Origin of the sequence: Pseudomonas sp. PONIH3, assembly GCF_002934345.1 — a bacterium.
GTDB classification, from domain to species: Bacteria; Pseudomonadota; Gammaproteobacteria; order Pseudomonadales; family Pseudomonadaceae; genus Aquipseudomonas; species Aquipseudomonas soli.
This window is the reverse complement of record NZ_CP026386.1, coordinates 1,281,836-1,296,730: the sequence shown is the minus strand read 5'-3', so window position 1 is coordinate 1,296,730 and position 14,895 is coordinate 1,281,836. Positions and strand designations below refer to the sequence as shown.

Here is a 14,895-nt window from a genome sequence, read left to right as displayed (position 1 = left end):
CCTACATGGAGAGTGACCTATGCCCAAGACCCCCTTTACCTTCAATTTGTCCCCGCAAGGCAAGCTGCGCTGGGCGATCGCCAGCCTGCTGCTGGCCACCAGCCTGCCCCAGGCGCTGGCCGGCGGCGTGGTGGTCGCCCCCGGGCCCGGGGGCACGGCGCAACTGCAGACCCAGGGCGGCGTGCCCATCGTCAATATCGTCGCCCCCAACGGCGCGGGCCTGTCGCATAACCAGTTCCTCGACTACAACGTTGACCGCCAGGGCCTGGTACTGAACAACGCCCTGCAGGCCGGGCACTCGCAGCTGGCCGGCGAGCTGGCGGCCAACCCGCAGTTCCAGGGCCAGGCGGCGAGCGTGATCCTCAATGAAGTGGTCAGCCGCAATGCCTCCGCCATCAATGGCGCCCAGGAAATCTTCGGCCGTGCCGCCGACTACGTGCTGGCCAACCCCAACGGCATCTCGGTCAACGGCGCCAGCTTCATCAACGCGCCCAACGCCAGCCTGGTGGTGGGCCGGCCCGAGCTGGAAGCGGGCCGGCTCAAGGCCCTGGGCACCCAGGACGCCAACGGCCGGTTGCAGGTGCAGGGCGCTGGCCTGCGCAACGACGGCGGTTCGGTCAACCTGATCGCCCCGCGCATCGACAGCCAGGGCCGCCTGGATGCCCGGGACCAGCTCAACCTCACCGTGGGCCGCAACCAGGTGGATTACACTAGCGGCCAGGTCAAGGTGCTTGACGGGGGCGCGGCCAGCGGCGAGCAGCGTATCGACGCCAGCCTGTTCGGCGCGATGCAGGCCGGGCGCATCAATATCGTCAGCACCGCGCAGGGTGCCGGGGTGCGGGTCGGGCCGGAGCAGATCGAAGGCCGCGACGGCGTGCGCATCGACTCGGCGGGTGACCTGAACATCAGCGGCGCCGCCGTGGCCGACTCGCTGCAAGCGACCCGCGCGGGCGTGCGCAGCAGCCAGGGCAATGTGCAACTGCGTGGTGCCCAGGACCTGACCCTGGCAGCCGCCGACGTGGCCGGGCGCGACGTCAAGCTCGACGCAGGGCGCAACCTCACCCTGAGCACCGTGCAAAGCCGCAAGCTTCAGGAAAAACGCGAGAACTGGCGCAGCGGCGCGTTGGGCATCGATTGGGAAACCTACCAACGCACCCAGACCGACAGTGATACCCGCGAGCATGGGGTGCAGGTCGTGGCCCAACGTGATGTACGGGCGAACGCCGGCCAGGATCTCACCGTCAATGCCACCAGCATCGAGGCGCCCGGCCAACTGAGTCTGAACAGCGGTGGCGACCTGCGCCTGACCGCCGCCACCGAACGCCAGGTCAACAGCGACCAGGGCAAGCACACCAAGGGCTTCTGGAAGGCCGACTGGGACAACCGCAGCGAAACCCAGCGCAGCGTCACCAGCCAGCTCAAGGGCGGCGATATCGAACTGCGGGCCAAGGCTTCGGTGCTGGCTGAAGGTGCCCAGCTGACCAGCGGCCAGGACATCCGCATCGCCGGCAAGCAGGTGCAGATCAGCAACGCCTCGCGCACCGACCAGCGCGACAGTCAGAACCAGCAGAGCAAGTTCTTCGGCGTCAGCCACAACGAAGCCAAGCAGAACAGCCGGGAAAGCACCGCCGTGCGCAGCGAGCTGGTGGCCGGTGGCAGTGTCGGCCTGAACAGCGCCGAAAGCATCGAGGTGGTCGGCTCCACGGTCAAGGCCACCGGCGCGTTGAACGCTGACGCGGCGGGCGACCTGAAAGTCGCCTCGGCCCAGGACACCCGCGAGCATGGCAGCGCCAGCAGCAGCCGTGGTTTCGTGGCCTCGGCCAAGGAGACCGCGTCGGGCTCGGGGCAGTATCGCGCTGGCGTCGGCTATGCGAGCGATCGCCAGAGCGCCACTGGCAGCCAGGTCAGCCAGCAGGGTTCCAGCCTCAGCGGCAGCGAGGTTCAGCTGACCGCCGGCGCTGACCTGACCGTCAAGGGCGCAGCGGTGAAGTCCACCGCAGGCGATACCACCCTGACCGGCAAGCAGGTGTCGTTGCTGGCCGAGCAGGACAGCCGCAGCGAGTCCCGCGACAGCAGCCACACCGGGGGTGGCGTCTACCTCACCGCCGGCCTCGACCGTGCCGGCGCCGGGGTCGAATTCGCCCATGGCACCCAGCAGGACACCTCGAACAGCAGCACTGCCAAGACCACCGGCATCGACAGCGCCGGCAGCTTGACCATCAAGGCCGACACCCTGGCCAGTGAAGGCGCGCAGGTCAACAGCGCCGGCACCCTCAGCGTCAGCGCCAACCAGGTGGACAACCGCGCGGCTCGCGACACCACCAGCAGCAGCCACCAGCAGAGCAACTGGACGGCGGATGTCGGCGTCAATGTCGAGTACAAGGACATCGCCCGGCCGATCGCCGGGGTGGTCAAGGATGTGGTGGGCGGCAAGGTATCGGTGAAGGACGCGCTCGACGGCAAGCTGCCGCTGGGCGATGTCAAGGACGTGCTTGCCGGCAATACCACGCTGACCGACGCCTTGGGCAAGCTCGGCACGCCGAACCTGGGCGTCGACCTGGCCGTGGGCCATGCCAGCCAGCAGCAGGGCGAGCAGGCCGGCACCGCGGTGGTCAGCCAGTTCAACGGCCAGGGCGTCCAGCTGGACGTGGCCGGTGCGCTGAAGGACCAGGGGACCCAGTACAACGCCAATGGCGGCGCGCTGAACATCAAGGCCGGCGCGTTGCAGGCCGACGCCGCCAGCAACACCCACAGCCGCAGCGAGCAGCAGGTGAATGCCGATGTATCCGCCCGGGTCTACACCAAGACCGGCGAGGACCTGAATGTAACCGCCAGTGGTTCGGGGGGGAGCAAGAGCCTGGCCGAAGACCGTTCCACTGCCGTGGTCGGCACCTTCACTGGCAATCAGGGCCTGAACATCCAGGTCGGCGGCGATGCCCGCTTCGAAGGCAGCCGCCTCGACGGTGGCCAGGGCGCGGTGGCCGTCAACACTGGCGGCAAGCTGGCCCTGCAGCAGGCCAGCAACCATGAGCGTCGCGACACCAGCAGCCTCGCTGGCAGCGCTTCGCTGACCGTGGGTACCTTGCCGGTGGGCGACAAGGTCGACCTGGGCGCGGGGCTGCAACTCGACCATGCCGGCGCACACAGCGCCGACAGCAAGGCCCAGGTGGCGAGCATCAGCGGCAGCGGCCCGGTGCGGCTGGGCAGCGGTGGCGACCAGACCTTGCAAGGTACGCGCATCGACGCGGCGGGCCCGGCCGAACTCAAGACCGGTGGCGCTCTTGACCTGCAGGCCGCCAGCGACACCCGGACCGTCAGCGGCAGCCACCTGGGCGGCGGCCTCAACCTCGGCGGCAAGGCAGCCACCGGCGAGCAGGGCCGCGACCTGAGCGGCAAGCTGGGCGGCAACTTCAATGTGGGCCAGACCAACGAACGCTCGCAGACCCTGAGCGGCGGCCAGCTGAACAGCCACGCCAATGTGGACCTGGCTGGCCAGTCGGTGCATCTGCAGGGCACGCAGGTCGCAGCTAGGGGCGTCAACGTCGGCGCAGGCGAGGGTGGCCTGGCGCTGGAATCGGCGCAGTCCACCCAGAGCCGCAACAACTGGGGCGTCGAGCTGAAGGCCGGCGGCAACCTGAGCCGCAATACCCCGGTCGACGCCGGCCAGCAGGCCACTGCGTCCCATGATTTCGACCTCGGCGGCAAGGTGCATGTGGATCATCTGCAGGGCACCACCCAGCAGAACAGCCGGATCGCCGCCGACACGGTGGCGTTGAACAGCACGGGCGCGGCGCAACTGAGCGGCGCCCGTGTCGAAGGCCAGCACATCGGCGGCAAGCTCGACGGCGGGCTCAGCATCCAGGAGCGTCAGGACACCACCACCTCGGTGCGTCTCGACCTGGGCGCCGGCCTGGTCGGCAAGCCGGGCGAGGCCAAGGAGGGCGAAGCCAAGCCCGCCTTCGGCTACACGCCGTCGTTCAATGCCCAGGGCGAGTTCGTGCGCAAGGCCGGGGTCCAGGAAACGTCGCAGATCACGGCGCAGCGCGAGCTGGGGCTGCAGGTCAAGGGCGTGGAGCAGGGCGGGAACACGGTCGGGGCCGAGGTGAAACCGCTCGGTTACCAGGTCAAGGCCACCCTCGACCTGCCCAAGCTGCCTGAAGCCGGCCTGCCCAGCGTATCGCTGGATGACGGCAAGCTGAAGGTCGGGCCGGTGACGGTCGAAGGTCAGCTTGACGGCCTGACCAACAAGGGCTGACGGGGCACGCCTCGTGCCCCCCAGCCTGAAGAGAGACTACGTGGGAGCGGGCTAGCCCGATCCCATGTAGCGCTCGTCATCTTCTGCTCCCTGCAAGCGGGCCAGTCCCGCCTTGCAGGCTGGACCGGGCTGAGCCCGTCGGCCTGGCGCGAAAGCCCTCCTTAGGCGACGACTTCGCTCAGACCGCCGAAAACACCGACCCGGTAATCCGTTCGCTCAACAGCTCCAGAACCCGCAATCCCGCCAGTGAGTTGCCCGAGGCGTTCAGCGCAGGCGACCACACGCAGATGCTGTAGCGCCCCGGCACCACCGCGACGATACCGCCGCCCACGCCGCTCTTGCCCGGCAGGCCGACCCGGTAGGCGAAATTGCCCGCCTCGTCATACAGCCCGCTGGTGGCCATGATCGCGTTCACCTGCTGCGCCTGGCGTGGGCTGAGCACCTGCTCGCCGCTGTGCGGGCAGTAGCCGCTGTTGGCCAGGAAGGCGAAGCCACGGGCGACGTCGGCGCAGCTCATCGACAGCGCGCAGTGATGGAAGTAGCTGCGCAGCACCGCGTCGACATCGTTGTGGAAGTTGCCGAAGGCCTGCATCAGGTAGGCCATGGCCGCATTGCGTGCGCGGTGCTGGTACTCCGACTCGGCCACCACCGTGTCGCTGACGATACGCGGGTTGGCCGCCAGGCGGCGGACGAAGTCGCGCATCGACAGGGTAGGTGTGGCATAGCGCGATTGGTTGATGTCGCAGATCACCAGCGCCCCGGCATTGATGAACGGGTTGCGCGGGCGGCCCTTTTCCACCTCCAGCTGCACCAGCGAGTTGAACGCCTGCCCCGAAGGCTCGTAGCCCAGCCGCGACCAGATGTCCTCGCCGCTGTGATTGATCGCCTGCACCAGGCTGAACACTTTGGAGATGCTCTGGATCGAGAACGGCGTGCGCGCATCCCCGGCGCAGTGCAACTGGCCGTCCAGGCTCTGCACGGCGATGCCCAGCTGGTTGGGGTCGACCTGGGCGAGGGCGGGAATGTACTGCGCCACCTGGCCCTGGACGAGCAGGGGGCGGACGTGGTCGAGGATCTCTTGCAGGAGTGCTTGCATCGGAAAACCTGGTGCGGAGGAAAGACGCGGTGGAAAACGTTCAGGTAGACGATGGTCGCTGGCTGTGGAGCACATCTGCCCGCGTCGACTCTTGTGATGATGCGTTACCTGCAGGCGCAGGCTTGCCCCGCGCCTGCAGCGACCATGCTTTACGCGTTGGAGGTTGCCTCGAACGCCGTGGCGTACTGCACACTGCCCTTCGGCACATCACCGCTGAAGGCCAGGGCCTGGAAGTACTCGGCAGGCACGCCTGGCAAGGTCAAGCCCGGCTGGGCCTTGAAGCCGAAGCGGGCATAGTAGCGCGGGTCGCCCAGCACCACGCAGCCCTGGCCGCCCAGCCCATGCAGCCGGGCCAGCGCGGCATTGATCAGCGCCGAGCCGATGCCTTGCCCTTGGCGCGCCGGCGACACCGACACCGGCCCGAGGCCGAACCAGCCGCTGGCGCCCGACGCCAGGGTGACCGGGGAAATCGCCACATGGCCAACGACGGTGCCGGCTTCCACTGCCACCAGCGAGACAGTGAGCTGCCCCGCCCGACGCAACGCCGTGACGATGAACTGCTCGGTGTGGCTGCTGTGCTCGGCGTCGGCGAAGGCGGCTTCGGTCAATTGGCCGATGGCGTCGATGTCTTCGGGGCGTTCGTCGCGCAGGGCGATGCCATTGTCCAGGTGTCTGCGCGTGTCGGCGTCGATCAGGCCGCGCAGGGCCTCGAACAGCGGAGTGGCGGCGGTGTAGCGCTTGCCGTAGTTGAGGTTGAAGGCGTAGTCGAAGCCCGGAGGGTTGCGGCCCTGGTTGTGCTGCAACAGGGTCTCCAGTTTGTCCAGGGCCTTGACCGCCTGGGCCTCGGCGGACGTCGCGGCTTCATAGTCTTCCCACAGCCCCATGATCTCCTCGCGCAGGGGCGCATCCAGGCTCGCCATCAGTTGCAGCAGGTCGTCGCGCTCCTGCTGGCTCTTGTCGGGGAAACCCTGCTTGCTGACGGCGGGCACGTCGCCGCTGATGGCCTCGCCGAGGTCGTGGACCAGGCACATCTTCAGGACCTTGAGCAGGTCGAGGTCGCCCAGTTCGTCGGCGAAGGTGATGGCCATCAGGCACAGCCGCCAGGTGTGCTCGGCGGTGCTTTCGGCACGGCCGCTGGAGGTATGGGCGCTGCGCAGCACGCTCTTGAGTTGTTCGGCCTGGCGCAGGAAGTCCAGGCGGTTCTGCAGCTTTTCGATGTTCATGGTCACTCCATGTCCTGGGGCGGTTCAGCGTGTCGGCATGATAACCCCAGACGCCCGTCGGCTTTCATGGATCTGACGCTTGCATGTTCGGGGTACTCAATCCCACGCCCGTTGCCTGGCCAGCACCGAGGCCGGCGTTTCCCCCACCAACTCGGTATACAGGTTAGGCGCGGTGGCCCCTTCGGTGCTGATGAGCAACACCCTCGAATCGCGCCCGAGGCCCACCCGGGCCGCCAGCGCAGGCACCGCCATCAACCGCACCAACCCTGCCAGCCCGGCCACCGCCGACTCACCCGCCAGCAACGGAATGTCCCGGGCACCGCCTTGCGCCAGGCGACGCATCGCCGCGATGGCATCGCAGTCACCCAGGGTCATGAAGAAGTCGACGCTCGGCTGCAGGAATCGCCATGCCAACGGTGAAGTTTCCCCGCAGGCCAGCCCGGCCATCAACGAGTCCACCGAGCCGCTGGCGGCACCGGGCTGGCCGGCCATGGCGCTTTGCAGCAGGCAGTCGGCTTGCTCAGGTTCGACCACGATGAAGGTCGGACGCTGCTCACCCATCAGCTCCCACAGGTAGCTGACGATGCCCGCCGCCAAGCCACCCACGCCTCCTTGCAGGAACACATGGGTGAAGGCCGGGTCTTGTCCTCTGGCCTCGACCAGTTCGGCGGCGAGGGTTCCGTAACCCTGCATCACATCGCCGGGAATCTGTTCGTAGCCATCGTAGGACGTGTCTGAAACGACCTGCCAGCCGTGGGCCTGGGCCAAGCCCGCGGCGTGCGCCACCGAGGCGTCGTAGTTGCCCTCGACCCGTACGATCTGCGCGCCGTAGGCGGCAATGGCCTGTTCGCGCTCCATGCTGACGTGGGCGTGCAGGACGATGACGCAGCGACATCCCACGCTTTGCGCGGCGGCGGCCAGGGCGCGACCATGGTTGCCGTCGGTGGCGCTGACTACGCTGAAACCGGCCAGCTGGCTGGCGTACCGCCCGGCGAACAGGTCGGCGGCGGTGAAACCGTGCCCGGGGAAGGTGCGCAGGATCAGGCGCACCAGGGCGATGGGCGCCCCCAATGCCTTGAAACTGCCCAGGGGTGAGCGCACCGATTCGTCCTTGACCCGCACCTGGCCGACACCCAGTTCGGCGGCCAGGTCCGGCAGGTCGTAGAGTGGCGTGCCCGTGGCACGCAGTTGCGGCCAGTGCGCCAGCCATTGGCGGCTCTCGTTTGCCTGGCGGATGTTCATCAGGGCTTGCAGGGCGCGAGGGTAGGGCGTGCGGGTGGCGTTGGGGTTGGCGAAAAGCATGTGATTCTCCAATAGGTAGAGCAACAGGGCGGGATCAGCGTGTGGGGTTCAGCCGCGTGGTGACCACGTCCAGCAACACCCGCGCGCCGTCGAGCAACTGGGCGTCGTCGGTATGCTCGCGGGGGTTATGGCTGATACCGCCCTGGCTGGGCACGAAGATCATCGCCGCCGGGGCGATACGCGCGATCATCTGCGCGTCGTGCCCGGCGCCTGAGGTCATGCGCCGATGGCTCAGGCCCAGGCGCCGGGCGCTGGCCTCGATGGTGTTGGCCAGCGTGGCGTCGAATGTCACCGGCTGGAAACGCACCAACTGTTCGGTTTCGAGGGTGACCCCTTCGGCTTCGGCAAGCGCCCGGAGTATCCGCGCCAGGTGCGCCTCGGCCTGTTGCAGGCGCTGTTCATCCGGGTCGCGCAGGTCGACAGTAAAGGTGGCGCGGCGTGGGATCACGTTGATCACGTCGGGCTCGAAACGCATGCAGCCGGTGGTGGCCAGTGTCGTGCCGCTATCCCGGGCCAGGCGCCGCAGCTCGGTGACCGCGGCGCAGGCGACGAAGCCTGCGTCGTGGCGCAAGCGGGTCGGGGTGGTGCCGGCGTGGTTGGCGTTGCCTGTTACCGTCACCTGCTGCCAGGAGATCCCTTGCAGATCTTCGACCACCCCGATCTGCGTCTGCTCGGCTTCCAGTAGCGGCCCCTGTTCGATATGCAGCTCGAGGTACTCGTGGGGCATGATCGCGCCAGGTTCCATATCGCCGGCGTAGCCGATGCGTTGCAGCTCGTCACCCAGGCGGGTGCCATCGGTGCCGAGAGTATCCAGCGCCGTCTGCAGCGCGAGCCCGCCGGCATGCACCAGCGAGCCCATCATGTCCGGCTGGTAGCGCACGCCTTCCTCGTTGCTGAAGGCCGCCACGGTAATCGAGCGTGCGGGCGTCACGCCGGCCTCGCGGTAGGCCCGCTGTACCGCGAGCCCGGCCAGTACGCCATAGCAGCCGTCCAGGGCGCCGGCATTGGTAACGCTGTCGATATGCGAACCGATCATCAGCGGTGCGGCATCGCCGGGGGCGCGCAGCGTGCCGAAGATATTGCCGATGCGATCGATAGCGACTTCCAGTTCGAGCTCGCGCATCCAGGCAACCAGTCGGTCGCGGCCGGCCTTGTCCGTGTCGGTGAGGGCGATGCGCGTGCGGCCTCCGTTCTGCGCATCGGCGCCGATCTCGCCCAGTGCACGGATCTGTTCCAGCAGTTTCGGGCCGTTCAGGTGCAGTTTGATCATGCGTTTCTCCAGGGCCTCGTTCAAGCGGTGTGGGCGAAATGATATTTGCTTGTGCTGAACTGAAAGATTGATTTTCAGGCCAAAAGCGTAATTTCATTGCGGGTGCATACGCCTGCCAGGACCCCACCTACATGAGCCTTGGCCCCTTCGACCGCGCACTGCTCGACGCCGTGCAGCGTGATGCCAGCACTTCCCAGATCGACCTAGGCGTGCAGGTGAACCTGTCGTCGGCTGCGGTTAACCGCCGGCTGAAGAAACTCACCCAAGACGGCGTGATTCAGCGCACCGTGGCCCAGGTCGATCCGCTGGCGCTGGGTTACACGCTGACGGTGATCACCGAAGTGGAGGTGGAGAACGAGCGGCTCGACCTGCTCGACGCCATGAAGCGCACCTTCATGGCCTGCCCGCAGGTGCAGCAGTGCTACTACGTGGCGGGAGCATGCGACTTCGTGTTGATCATGCTGGTGCGGGACATGGCGCAGTACACCCAGTTGACGCGGGAGCTGTTCTTCCAGAGCAACAATGTGAAGCGCTTCAAGACGCTGGTGTCGATGAGCAATGTGAAGACCGGCTTGCAGGTGCCGGCGACCTGAGACGAGCTCAGGCCACGCCGATCTCATCCATGAAGTCGTCCAGGAACGACGCCAGCCGTTCATGCCGCAGCATGGCCAGGCGAGCCCCCGCAGTTGTCTGGAACCCCGAGGCGAGCTTGAGCAGCTTGGTGTGGAAATGCTCGATGGCGTACCGGTTGTCCTGGTGGTCTCGCCCTTCGGCGGTGGGGTTTTCGAAGTCGTACAGTGACGAGCCCATGCGGCCCGCGACATAAAAACAACGGGCGACGCCCACCGCGCCGAGGGCATCGAGGCGGTCGCTGTCCTGGAGGATCTTCGCCTCCAGGCTCAGCGGCGCGATGCCCGCCGAGAAACTGTGGGTCTGCACAGCATGGGCCGCTTGTTCGACGCGTGCCGATGGCCAGCCCATGTCAGTGAGGATCGCGGCGGCCCGTTCGGCCGACAGTGTCGAGGCCTGGCTGCGCAGAGGCGAGTTCTTCTCCACCGCCACGCAATCGTGCAGCACGGTGGCGGCGAGCAGCAGTTCAAGGTCGCCACCTTCCTTGGCCTGGATGCGCCGGACGTTGCTCCACACCCGCTGCACATGGGCGAGGTCGTGGGAGCCGTCGGTGCTGGCAACGGGCAGGCAGGGCAGCAGTTCGTCCGCCAGGGGCTGCAGGGGAAAGAACGGCGCGTTGGCCATCGCGTGTGCTCCATCAATCAGGGGAGGGGTTGAACATTGTTTCGGCGCGGCAACGGTATACCAATCGTCGCTGCTTCGGGCAGGGCGTGCGGTCAGCGGCAACACAGGCAACCACCGCGATGACGACAGTTGTCGGTATTGAGCGGGCGTGAGCTCGCGGTCAATACCGCAAGTTCAAAGACTGCCTGTTGTTCTGCCGGCTGGCTGGGCGAGAAATGCTGTTATCAGTGAAGTGACCTGCTGCTGGATCACCTCGCGGGCGCGGCCGTTATCGCCGTCCAGGCAAAAGATGCCATCGCCGGGCACTTGCGCTTCGAGCAATGACTGTGCGCCAGGCTTGCACGCATTGTCGGCGATCAGTTGCGCGGTGGTGGTCGCTGCGGTCGGGTACCAGACCACCATCTGCAGTGGGCGGCCAGTGTGCGAATCCTGCAGTGTGGAGGATTGGAAGCCGATGGGCGTTCTCATCGGCAAAGGCAAGCGTCGTCAGGCAAGCCCACAACAGTGCGCCGAAAACTGTTTTCAATCTCTTTTCTTCCTTGAATGGGTGCGTGTCATGCCGGGGTGGACGCAGGTCCTCTGCGACAGGTGATCGTTTTACCTCAGAGCGCGTACTGGGCGATACCGTTGCCGAACGACCAGTTCTCCTTGCGCACTTCGACCAGGTTGATGAACACGTCCTGCGGGCGGACCCCGGCCTCGCGTTCGAAGCCTTCGGCGATCGCCTGGTACAGCGCTTTCTTCTGCTCCAGGGTGCGGCCTTCGCTGAGGGTGATCTGGATGAACACCTGGCCGTCGGAGCGCTGGATGCCCAGGTACTGCGGGTCGAACACCAGGCGATCACCGTCGTGCTCGGTCAGGACCTGGAAGTTGTCGTGCTCGGGGACATTGATCGTGCGCCGCAGGCAGTCGTAGACGATCTGGCCAAGCGTGCGCAGGTGGGTCGGGTCGGGTCGGGGTGGCGCTTGATGTCGATGCGTACCAGGGGCATGTGGACTCCTTGGGCTATGCCAGGCGAGACGCAGAAGCTGGTAGGACAGGGTCGGGGCAGGGCAGAGCCCGGCATGTGGCCGGGCTCTAGAAGGCATTACTGAGGCAACAGCTTGTGGGCGCGTTCGCTGGCGTTATTGAAGACCTCGATCAGTCTTTTCGCCAGTACGTCTTCGATTGCCGCGGCGGTGAGCAGGCCCTGGGTAAATCCGATGCCCTGATCCTTGGCGACCGCCAGTTGCTGGCTGTTCTCCGCTTCGGCCAGGTCGCCCAGGTAGTGTGCTGCACGAAAGGCGTAGCGCTCGGGGAGGGTCAGCTGTTCAAGCTCCTTCAACGAAAGGGCGAACTGGCTGGCGGCGGCGGGTTTCAGGCTGAGGTGCTCGAACTGGAGCAGGCTCAGGCGATCGGTAGTCAAGGCGAATCTCCGTTTCTCTGCGGGAATACCCGGTTACTGTCCTGCCTTTTGCCGGTCAGCGCAAGGGTGGCCAGGGCGGTGGCGCGAAAAGAATTGTCCTGGGGCGGTGACAGGAGAGGCGCGTGTCATGCGCCGCGCAGGCAGGCCTGGGCGCATCCTCTGCTTGGCGCGCATGCTAAAACGTTCTAGCCTTTGCGTTTTGCTCATTGCCGTAAGGAACACCCGCATGACTCCCACCCTCAGCCGCCGTCGCGTGCTCCAGGGCGCGCTCGGCGGCTTGGCCCTGCTGGCCCTGCCAACCTGGGCGGATGACCCGCTGCGCAAAGCATTGCAGCAACTGGAGGCCACAACCGGCAGCACGATCGGCCTGTGGGCCCTGGACACCGGCAGCGGCCAGCAACTCGCCTGGCGCGCCGAGGAGCGCTTCGCGTTCTGCAGCACCTTCAAGGCCATCCTCGCCGGCGCCATCCTGCACCGCAGCCAGGCCGAGCCGGGATTGCTGGAGCGGCGTATCGCCTACGGCGCCGAACAGCTGGTGGTGTATTCCCCGGTCACCGAAAAGCACGTGGGCGCCGGCATGACCGTCGCCGGGCTCTGCGCCGCCGCGGTGCAGTACAGCGACAACACTGCCGGCAACCTGTTGCTTGAGCTGGTCGGTGGCCCGTCGGGTCTTACGGCGTTTACCCGCAGCCTGGGTGACCCGAGGTTCCGCCTCGACCGCAACGAACCGACCCTCAACACCGCCTTGCCGGGCGATCCGCGTGACACCACCACACCCCTGGCGATGGGGGTGACCCTGCAGCGTCTGTTGCTGGGCGATGGCCTGGCTGCTGCCGAGCGCCAACAGCTGCAGGATTGGCTCAAGGGCAACACCACGGGCGATGCCCGCATCCGCGCCGGTGTGCCGAAGGATTGGGTGGTGGGTGACAAGACCGGGTCGGGTGACTACGGTGTGGCCAACGATGTCGCGGTCATCTGGCCCAAAGGCCGGGCGCCGTGGATCGTGGTGGTGTTCAGCCGTGGAACCAAGGCGGATGCGCCATGGAACAGCGAGACGATCGCGGCAGCCACGCGGGTGGTCGTGGAGGCCTGGAAGGGCTGAGCAATCGCTTGGACCATTACCCGAACGCGTGGGAGTGGGCTTGCCCCGCGATGAGGTCGGCTCACCCTACGCGTACGCGCCGCCGTTTCTTGAGGTACATCTGGCCATCGGCGTGGCTGAGCAAGGTGTCGGCATCCTCGCCATCGCTGGGGTAGCAGGCCACGCCGATGCTGCAGGAAGGCATCAGGACCTCGCCGAACTCGGCGCCGAGCGGTTGCTCCATGACCTTGGCGATCTGCTCGACCATCTCGTACACGGCATCCTCCGAGGGCACGTCAGTCAGCAGCACGATGAACTCGTCGCCGCCGATCCGCGCCACGGTGTCCGCCGCCTGCACACTGTCCTGCAGCCGGCGGGCGATGGTGCACAGCACGCGGTCGCCAGCAGCATGGCCATGCACATCATTGATGCCCTTGAAATCATTGACGTCGAGAAACAGCAAGGCCAGCCGTCGGCGCTGCTGGCGAGCCATGCGCAGGGCCGTGGCGAGGCGATCGTTGAACAGCGAGCGGTTGGTCAATTTGGTCAGCGGGTCGTGATGGGCGAGGAAGCGTAGTTCCTGCTCGGCCTGGGTGAGGGCGGTGACGTTGCGGGCCACACCGATCCGCGCGCCTACTTCATCGGACCAGGAGGCCGCCCAGAGAATGTGCACGATCTCGCCATCCTTGCGCACATAGCGGTTGCGAAAGTCACAGTGGGCGTTGCCGTTCATCACCCGCACGATCGAGGCGCGGGTGGCCTCCAGGTCATCCGGGTGCATGTAGCGGGTGATCGGGGTGCCGGTGAGCTCGTCGGCGCGGTAGCCGAGCAAGGCCTCGCAGGCATCGCTCACGAACACGATGGTGTCCTCCCGGTCGACCACGAACACGGTGTCCAGCATCAGGTGGATCAGCCTGGGGTAGAGCGCTTGCAGGTCGACGGGCATAGGGCGGGGGTGTCCGATACGGGTAGCCCGGTCATGGTCCGATCACGCAGGGCGGCCGCGCGATGTCCTGCAAGCCGCCGTGGGCCGCTTGCCGCGCCCGAGCAGCATACACAGGGTCGGGGGCGGGGCACTACCGGTATGACGTTCATGTGTTGCGACCCGGCGTGTGGAGCCGCGAAGGTTTGCACGTGCAGCCTCAGCTTCTGCACGTGCAGCCTTTGCTTCGTTCAGGTGTTATCAGCCTTGGTGGCCATCAGTGCGTTGAGTTCTGCATAGCTGTGGGCCTTCAACCCGCTGGTGTCGAGCTGTCCGTTTTCCAGGAAGCGCTGGGTCAGGCCGCTCATGGCACCGTAGAGAAACTCGGCGATGCTCGAACCGGCGCTCAGGCGGCGAACGCCAAGCCGTTGCAATTCGGCAGAGCTGGGCAAGCCTGCGCGCCAGAGTAGGTTGACCGGCAACGTCACCTCCCGGCACAGCGTGGCGATCTCGCCGGGCTCGACCACGCCGGCGGCGAACAGCCCGTTTGCGCCACCGGCGGCATACTGCGTGGCGCGACGCAGGAGCTCTTCGAGGCGTTGCTCGGCGGGCAGCAGGTGCTTCAGGTAGACATCGCTGCGCACGTTGATGAACAGGTCGACCCCGCGCTGGCTGGCGGCGTTTCTGGCGGCGTCGAGCTTGCGCAGGAGCTGTTCGGGGGGGTGGGTGCCGTCCTCGATGTTGATGCCCACCGCGCCGGCGGCGATGACGGTCTCGACGACCTTGGCGACCTGTTCGGGAGCGTCCGAGTAGCCGCCTTCTATATCAACGGTCAGCGGCACGTTGAGTACCCTTGCCATCGACTCGACGGTGCCGGCCAGCAGCGCCAAGGGCAGCTTGTCACCATCCTGGTAACCATGGGACCAGGCCACGGCGGCGCTGCTGGTGGCAACTGCCTTGCTGCCCTGGCGCTCGACCAGGCGTGCACCGCCGGCGTCCGCCACATTGGCCAGCAGCAACAGCCCTTGCCGGTGAAGGTCATGAAAAACGCGATCCATTGCTGCCATGAGTGCATGACTCCGTCGAA

12 protein-coding genes and 2 pseudogenes are annotated in these 14,895 nt (G+C 66.6%); 3 read left to right on the top strand and 11 right to left on the bottom strand.

Annotated features, from left to right (window positions below; genetic code table 11):
- Window positions 1-19: 19 nt before the first annotated feature.
- Entirely contained in the window at window positions 20-4,255 is a 4,236-nt protein-coding gene (locus C3F42_RS05925; protein ID WP_104444168.1) for a hemagglutinin repeat-containing protein, read from the top strand.
- A 178-nt stretch (window positions 4,256-4,433) separates the two neighbouring features.
- Here C3F42_RS05925 and glsB read toward each other — a convergent pair whose 3' ends face one another.
- The 5 genes and pseudogenes from glsB to C3F42_RS05905 all read right to left on the bottom strand — a co-directional run bounded on the left by glsB (window position 4,434) and on the right by C3F42_RS05905 (window position 9,146).
- Window positions 4,434-5,351 (bottom strand): glutaminase B, encoded by a 918-nt coding sequence (gene glsB / locus C3F42_RS05920; RefSeq protein WP_038705799.1) that lies wholly within the window; start codon window positions 5,349-5,351, stop codon window positions 4,434-4,436.
- A 149-nt stretch (window positions 5,352-5,500) separates the two neighbouring features.
- A complete protein-coding gene (locus tag C3F42_RS29790) occupies window positions 5,501-6,007 on the bottom strand; it encodes a GNAT family N-acetyltransferase (protein WP_237750150.1) in 507 nt (168 codons plus the stop codon).
- Between the two features lie 9 nt (window positions 6,008-6,016).
- Window positions 6,017-6,574 (bottom strand): annotated as a pseudogene (locus C3F42_RS29785) (HD family hydrolase); the annotation flags it as partial.
- Between the two features lie 96 nt (window positions 6,575-6,670).
- Window positions 6,671-7,876, bottom strand: a complete 1,206-nt coding sequence (locus C3F42_RS05910) for a diaminopropionate ammonia-lyase (RefSeq protein WP_094010478.1) — start codon at window positions 7,874-7,876, stop codon at window positions 6,671-6,673.
- Window positions 7,877-7,910: 34 nt separating this feature from the next.
- A complete protein-coding gene (locus C3F42_RS05905) occupies window positions 7,911-9,146 on the bottom strand; it encodes a Zn-dependent hydrolase (protein ID WP_094010477.1) in 1,236 nt (411 codons plus the stop codon).
- A 131-nt stretch (window positions 9,147-9,277) separates the two neighbouring features.
- On the opposite strand from C3F42_RS05905, the gene C3F42_RS05900 reads away from it, so the two are divergent.
- Window positions 9,278-9,739: an Lrp/AsnC family transcriptional regulator gene (locus tag C3F42_RS05900; RefSeq protein WP_104444167.1), complete on the top strand. Its 462-nt coding sequence runs from the start codon at window positions 9,278-9,280 to the stop codon at window positions 9,737-9,739.
- Between the two features lie 7 nt (window positions 9,740-9,746).
- Here the strand turns inward: C3F42_RS05900 and C3F42_RS05895 are convergent, their stop codons facing one another.
- From C3F42_RS05895 to C3F42_RS05880, 4 genes and pseudogenes are all read right to left on the bottom strand, one after another.
- A complete protein-coding gene (locus tag C3F42_RS05895) occupies window positions 9,747-10,400 on the bottom strand; it encodes an HD domain-containing protein (RefSeq protein ID WP_094010476.1) in 654 nt (217 codons plus the stop codon).
- A 174-nt stretch (window positions 10,401-10,574) separates the two neighbouring features.
- Window positions 10,575-10,868 (bottom strand): hypothetical protein, encoded by a 294-nt coding sequence (locus C3F42_RS30185; RefSeq protein ID WP_371041473.1) that lies wholly within the window; start codon window positions 10,866-10,868, stop codon window positions 10,575-10,577.
- Between the two features lie 134 nt (window positions 10,869-11,002).
- A pseudogene (locus C3F42_RS05885) lies at window positions 11,003-11,391 on the bottom strand (tautomerase family protein).
- A 96-nt stretch (window positions 11,392-11,487) separates the two neighbouring features.
- Complete coding sequence (locus C3F42_RS05880; protein ID WP_023632462.1) at window positions 11,488-11,805, bottom strand: hypothetical protein; 318 nt, start codon at window positions 11,803-11,805, stop codon at window positions 11,488-11,490.
- A 226-nt stretch (window positions 11,806-12,031) separates the two neighbouring features.
- Between C3F42_RS05880 and bla the strand changes: the two genes are divergently transcribed.
- Entirely contained in the window at window positions 12,032-12,907 is an 876-nt protein-coding gene (bla, locus tag C3F42_RS05875) for a class A beta-lactamase (RefSeq protein ID WP_104444166.1), read from the top strand.
- Between the two features lie 61 nt (window positions 12,908-12,968).
- Here the strand turns inward: bla and C3F42_RS05870 are convergent, their stop codons facing one another.
- Together C3F42_RS05870 and C3F42_RS05865 are read right to left on the bottom strand one after the other, a co-directional pair.
- The gene (locus C3F42_RS05870) at window positions 12,969-13,832 is read right to left on the bottom strand and encodes a sensor domain-containing diguanylate cyclase (RefSeq protein WP_094010474.1); all 864 of its coding nucleotides are present in this window, start codon (window positions 13,830-13,832) and stop codon (window positions 12,969-12,971) included.
- A gap of 227 nt (window positions 13,833-14,059) precedes the next feature.
- Window positions 14,060-14,875 carry an isocitrate lyase/phosphoenolpyruvate mutase family protein gene (locus C3F42_RS05865; protein ID WP_094010473.1) on the bottom strand — a complete coding sequence of 272 codons (816 nt, stop codon included), beginning with the start codon at window positions 14,873-14,875 and terminating at the stop codon, window positions 14,060-14,062.
- Window positions 14,876-14,895: the final 20 nt, after the last annotated feature.

What these genes read in the sequence shown, in the direction of transcription:
- bla (WP_104444166.1), top strand. Translation starts at nt 12,032, where the DNA reads ATGACTCCCACCCTCAGCCGCCGTCGCGTGCTCCAGGGCGCGCTCGGC.
- C3F42_RS05925 (WP_104444168.1), top strand. Translation starts at nt 20, where the DNA reads ATGCCCAAGACCCCCTTTACCTTCAATTTGTCCCCGCAAGGCAAGCTG.
- C3F42_RS30185 (WP_371041473.1), bottom strand. Translation starts at nt 10,868, where the DNA reads ATGAGAACGCCCATCGGCTTCCAATCCTCCACACTGCAGGATTCGCAC.
- C3F42_RS05905 (WP_094010477.1), bottom strand. Translation starts at nt 9,146, where the DNA reads ATGATCAAACTGCACCTGAACGGCCCGAAACTGCTGGAACAGATCCGT.
- C3F42_RS05870 (WP_094010474.1), bottom strand. Translation starts at nt 13,832, where the DNA reads ATGCCCGTCGACCTGCAAGCGCTCTACCCCAGGCTGATCCACCTGATG.
- C3F42_RS05910 (WP_094010478.1), bottom strand. Translation starts at nt 7,876, where the DNA reads ATGCTTTTCGCCAACCCCAACGCCACCCGCACGCCCTACCCTCGCGCC.
- C3F42_RS05895 (WP_094010476.1), bottom strand. Translation starts at nt 10,400, where the DNA reads ATGGCCAACGCGCCGTTCTTTCCCCTGCAGCCCCTGGCGGACGAACTG.
- C3F42_RS05865 (WP_094010473.1), bottom strand. Translation starts at nt 14,875, where the DNA reads ATGGCAGCAATGGATCGCGTTTTTCATGACCTTCACCGGCAAGGGCTG.
- glsB (WP_038705799.1), bottom strand. Translation starts at nt 5,351, where the DNA reads ATGCAAGCACTCCTGCAAGAGATCCTCGACCACGTCCGCCCCCTGCTC.
- C3F42_RS05900 (WP_104444167.1), top strand. Translation starts at nt 9,278, where the DNA reads ATGAGCCTTGGCCCCTTCGACCGCGCACTGCTCGACGCCGTGCAGCGT.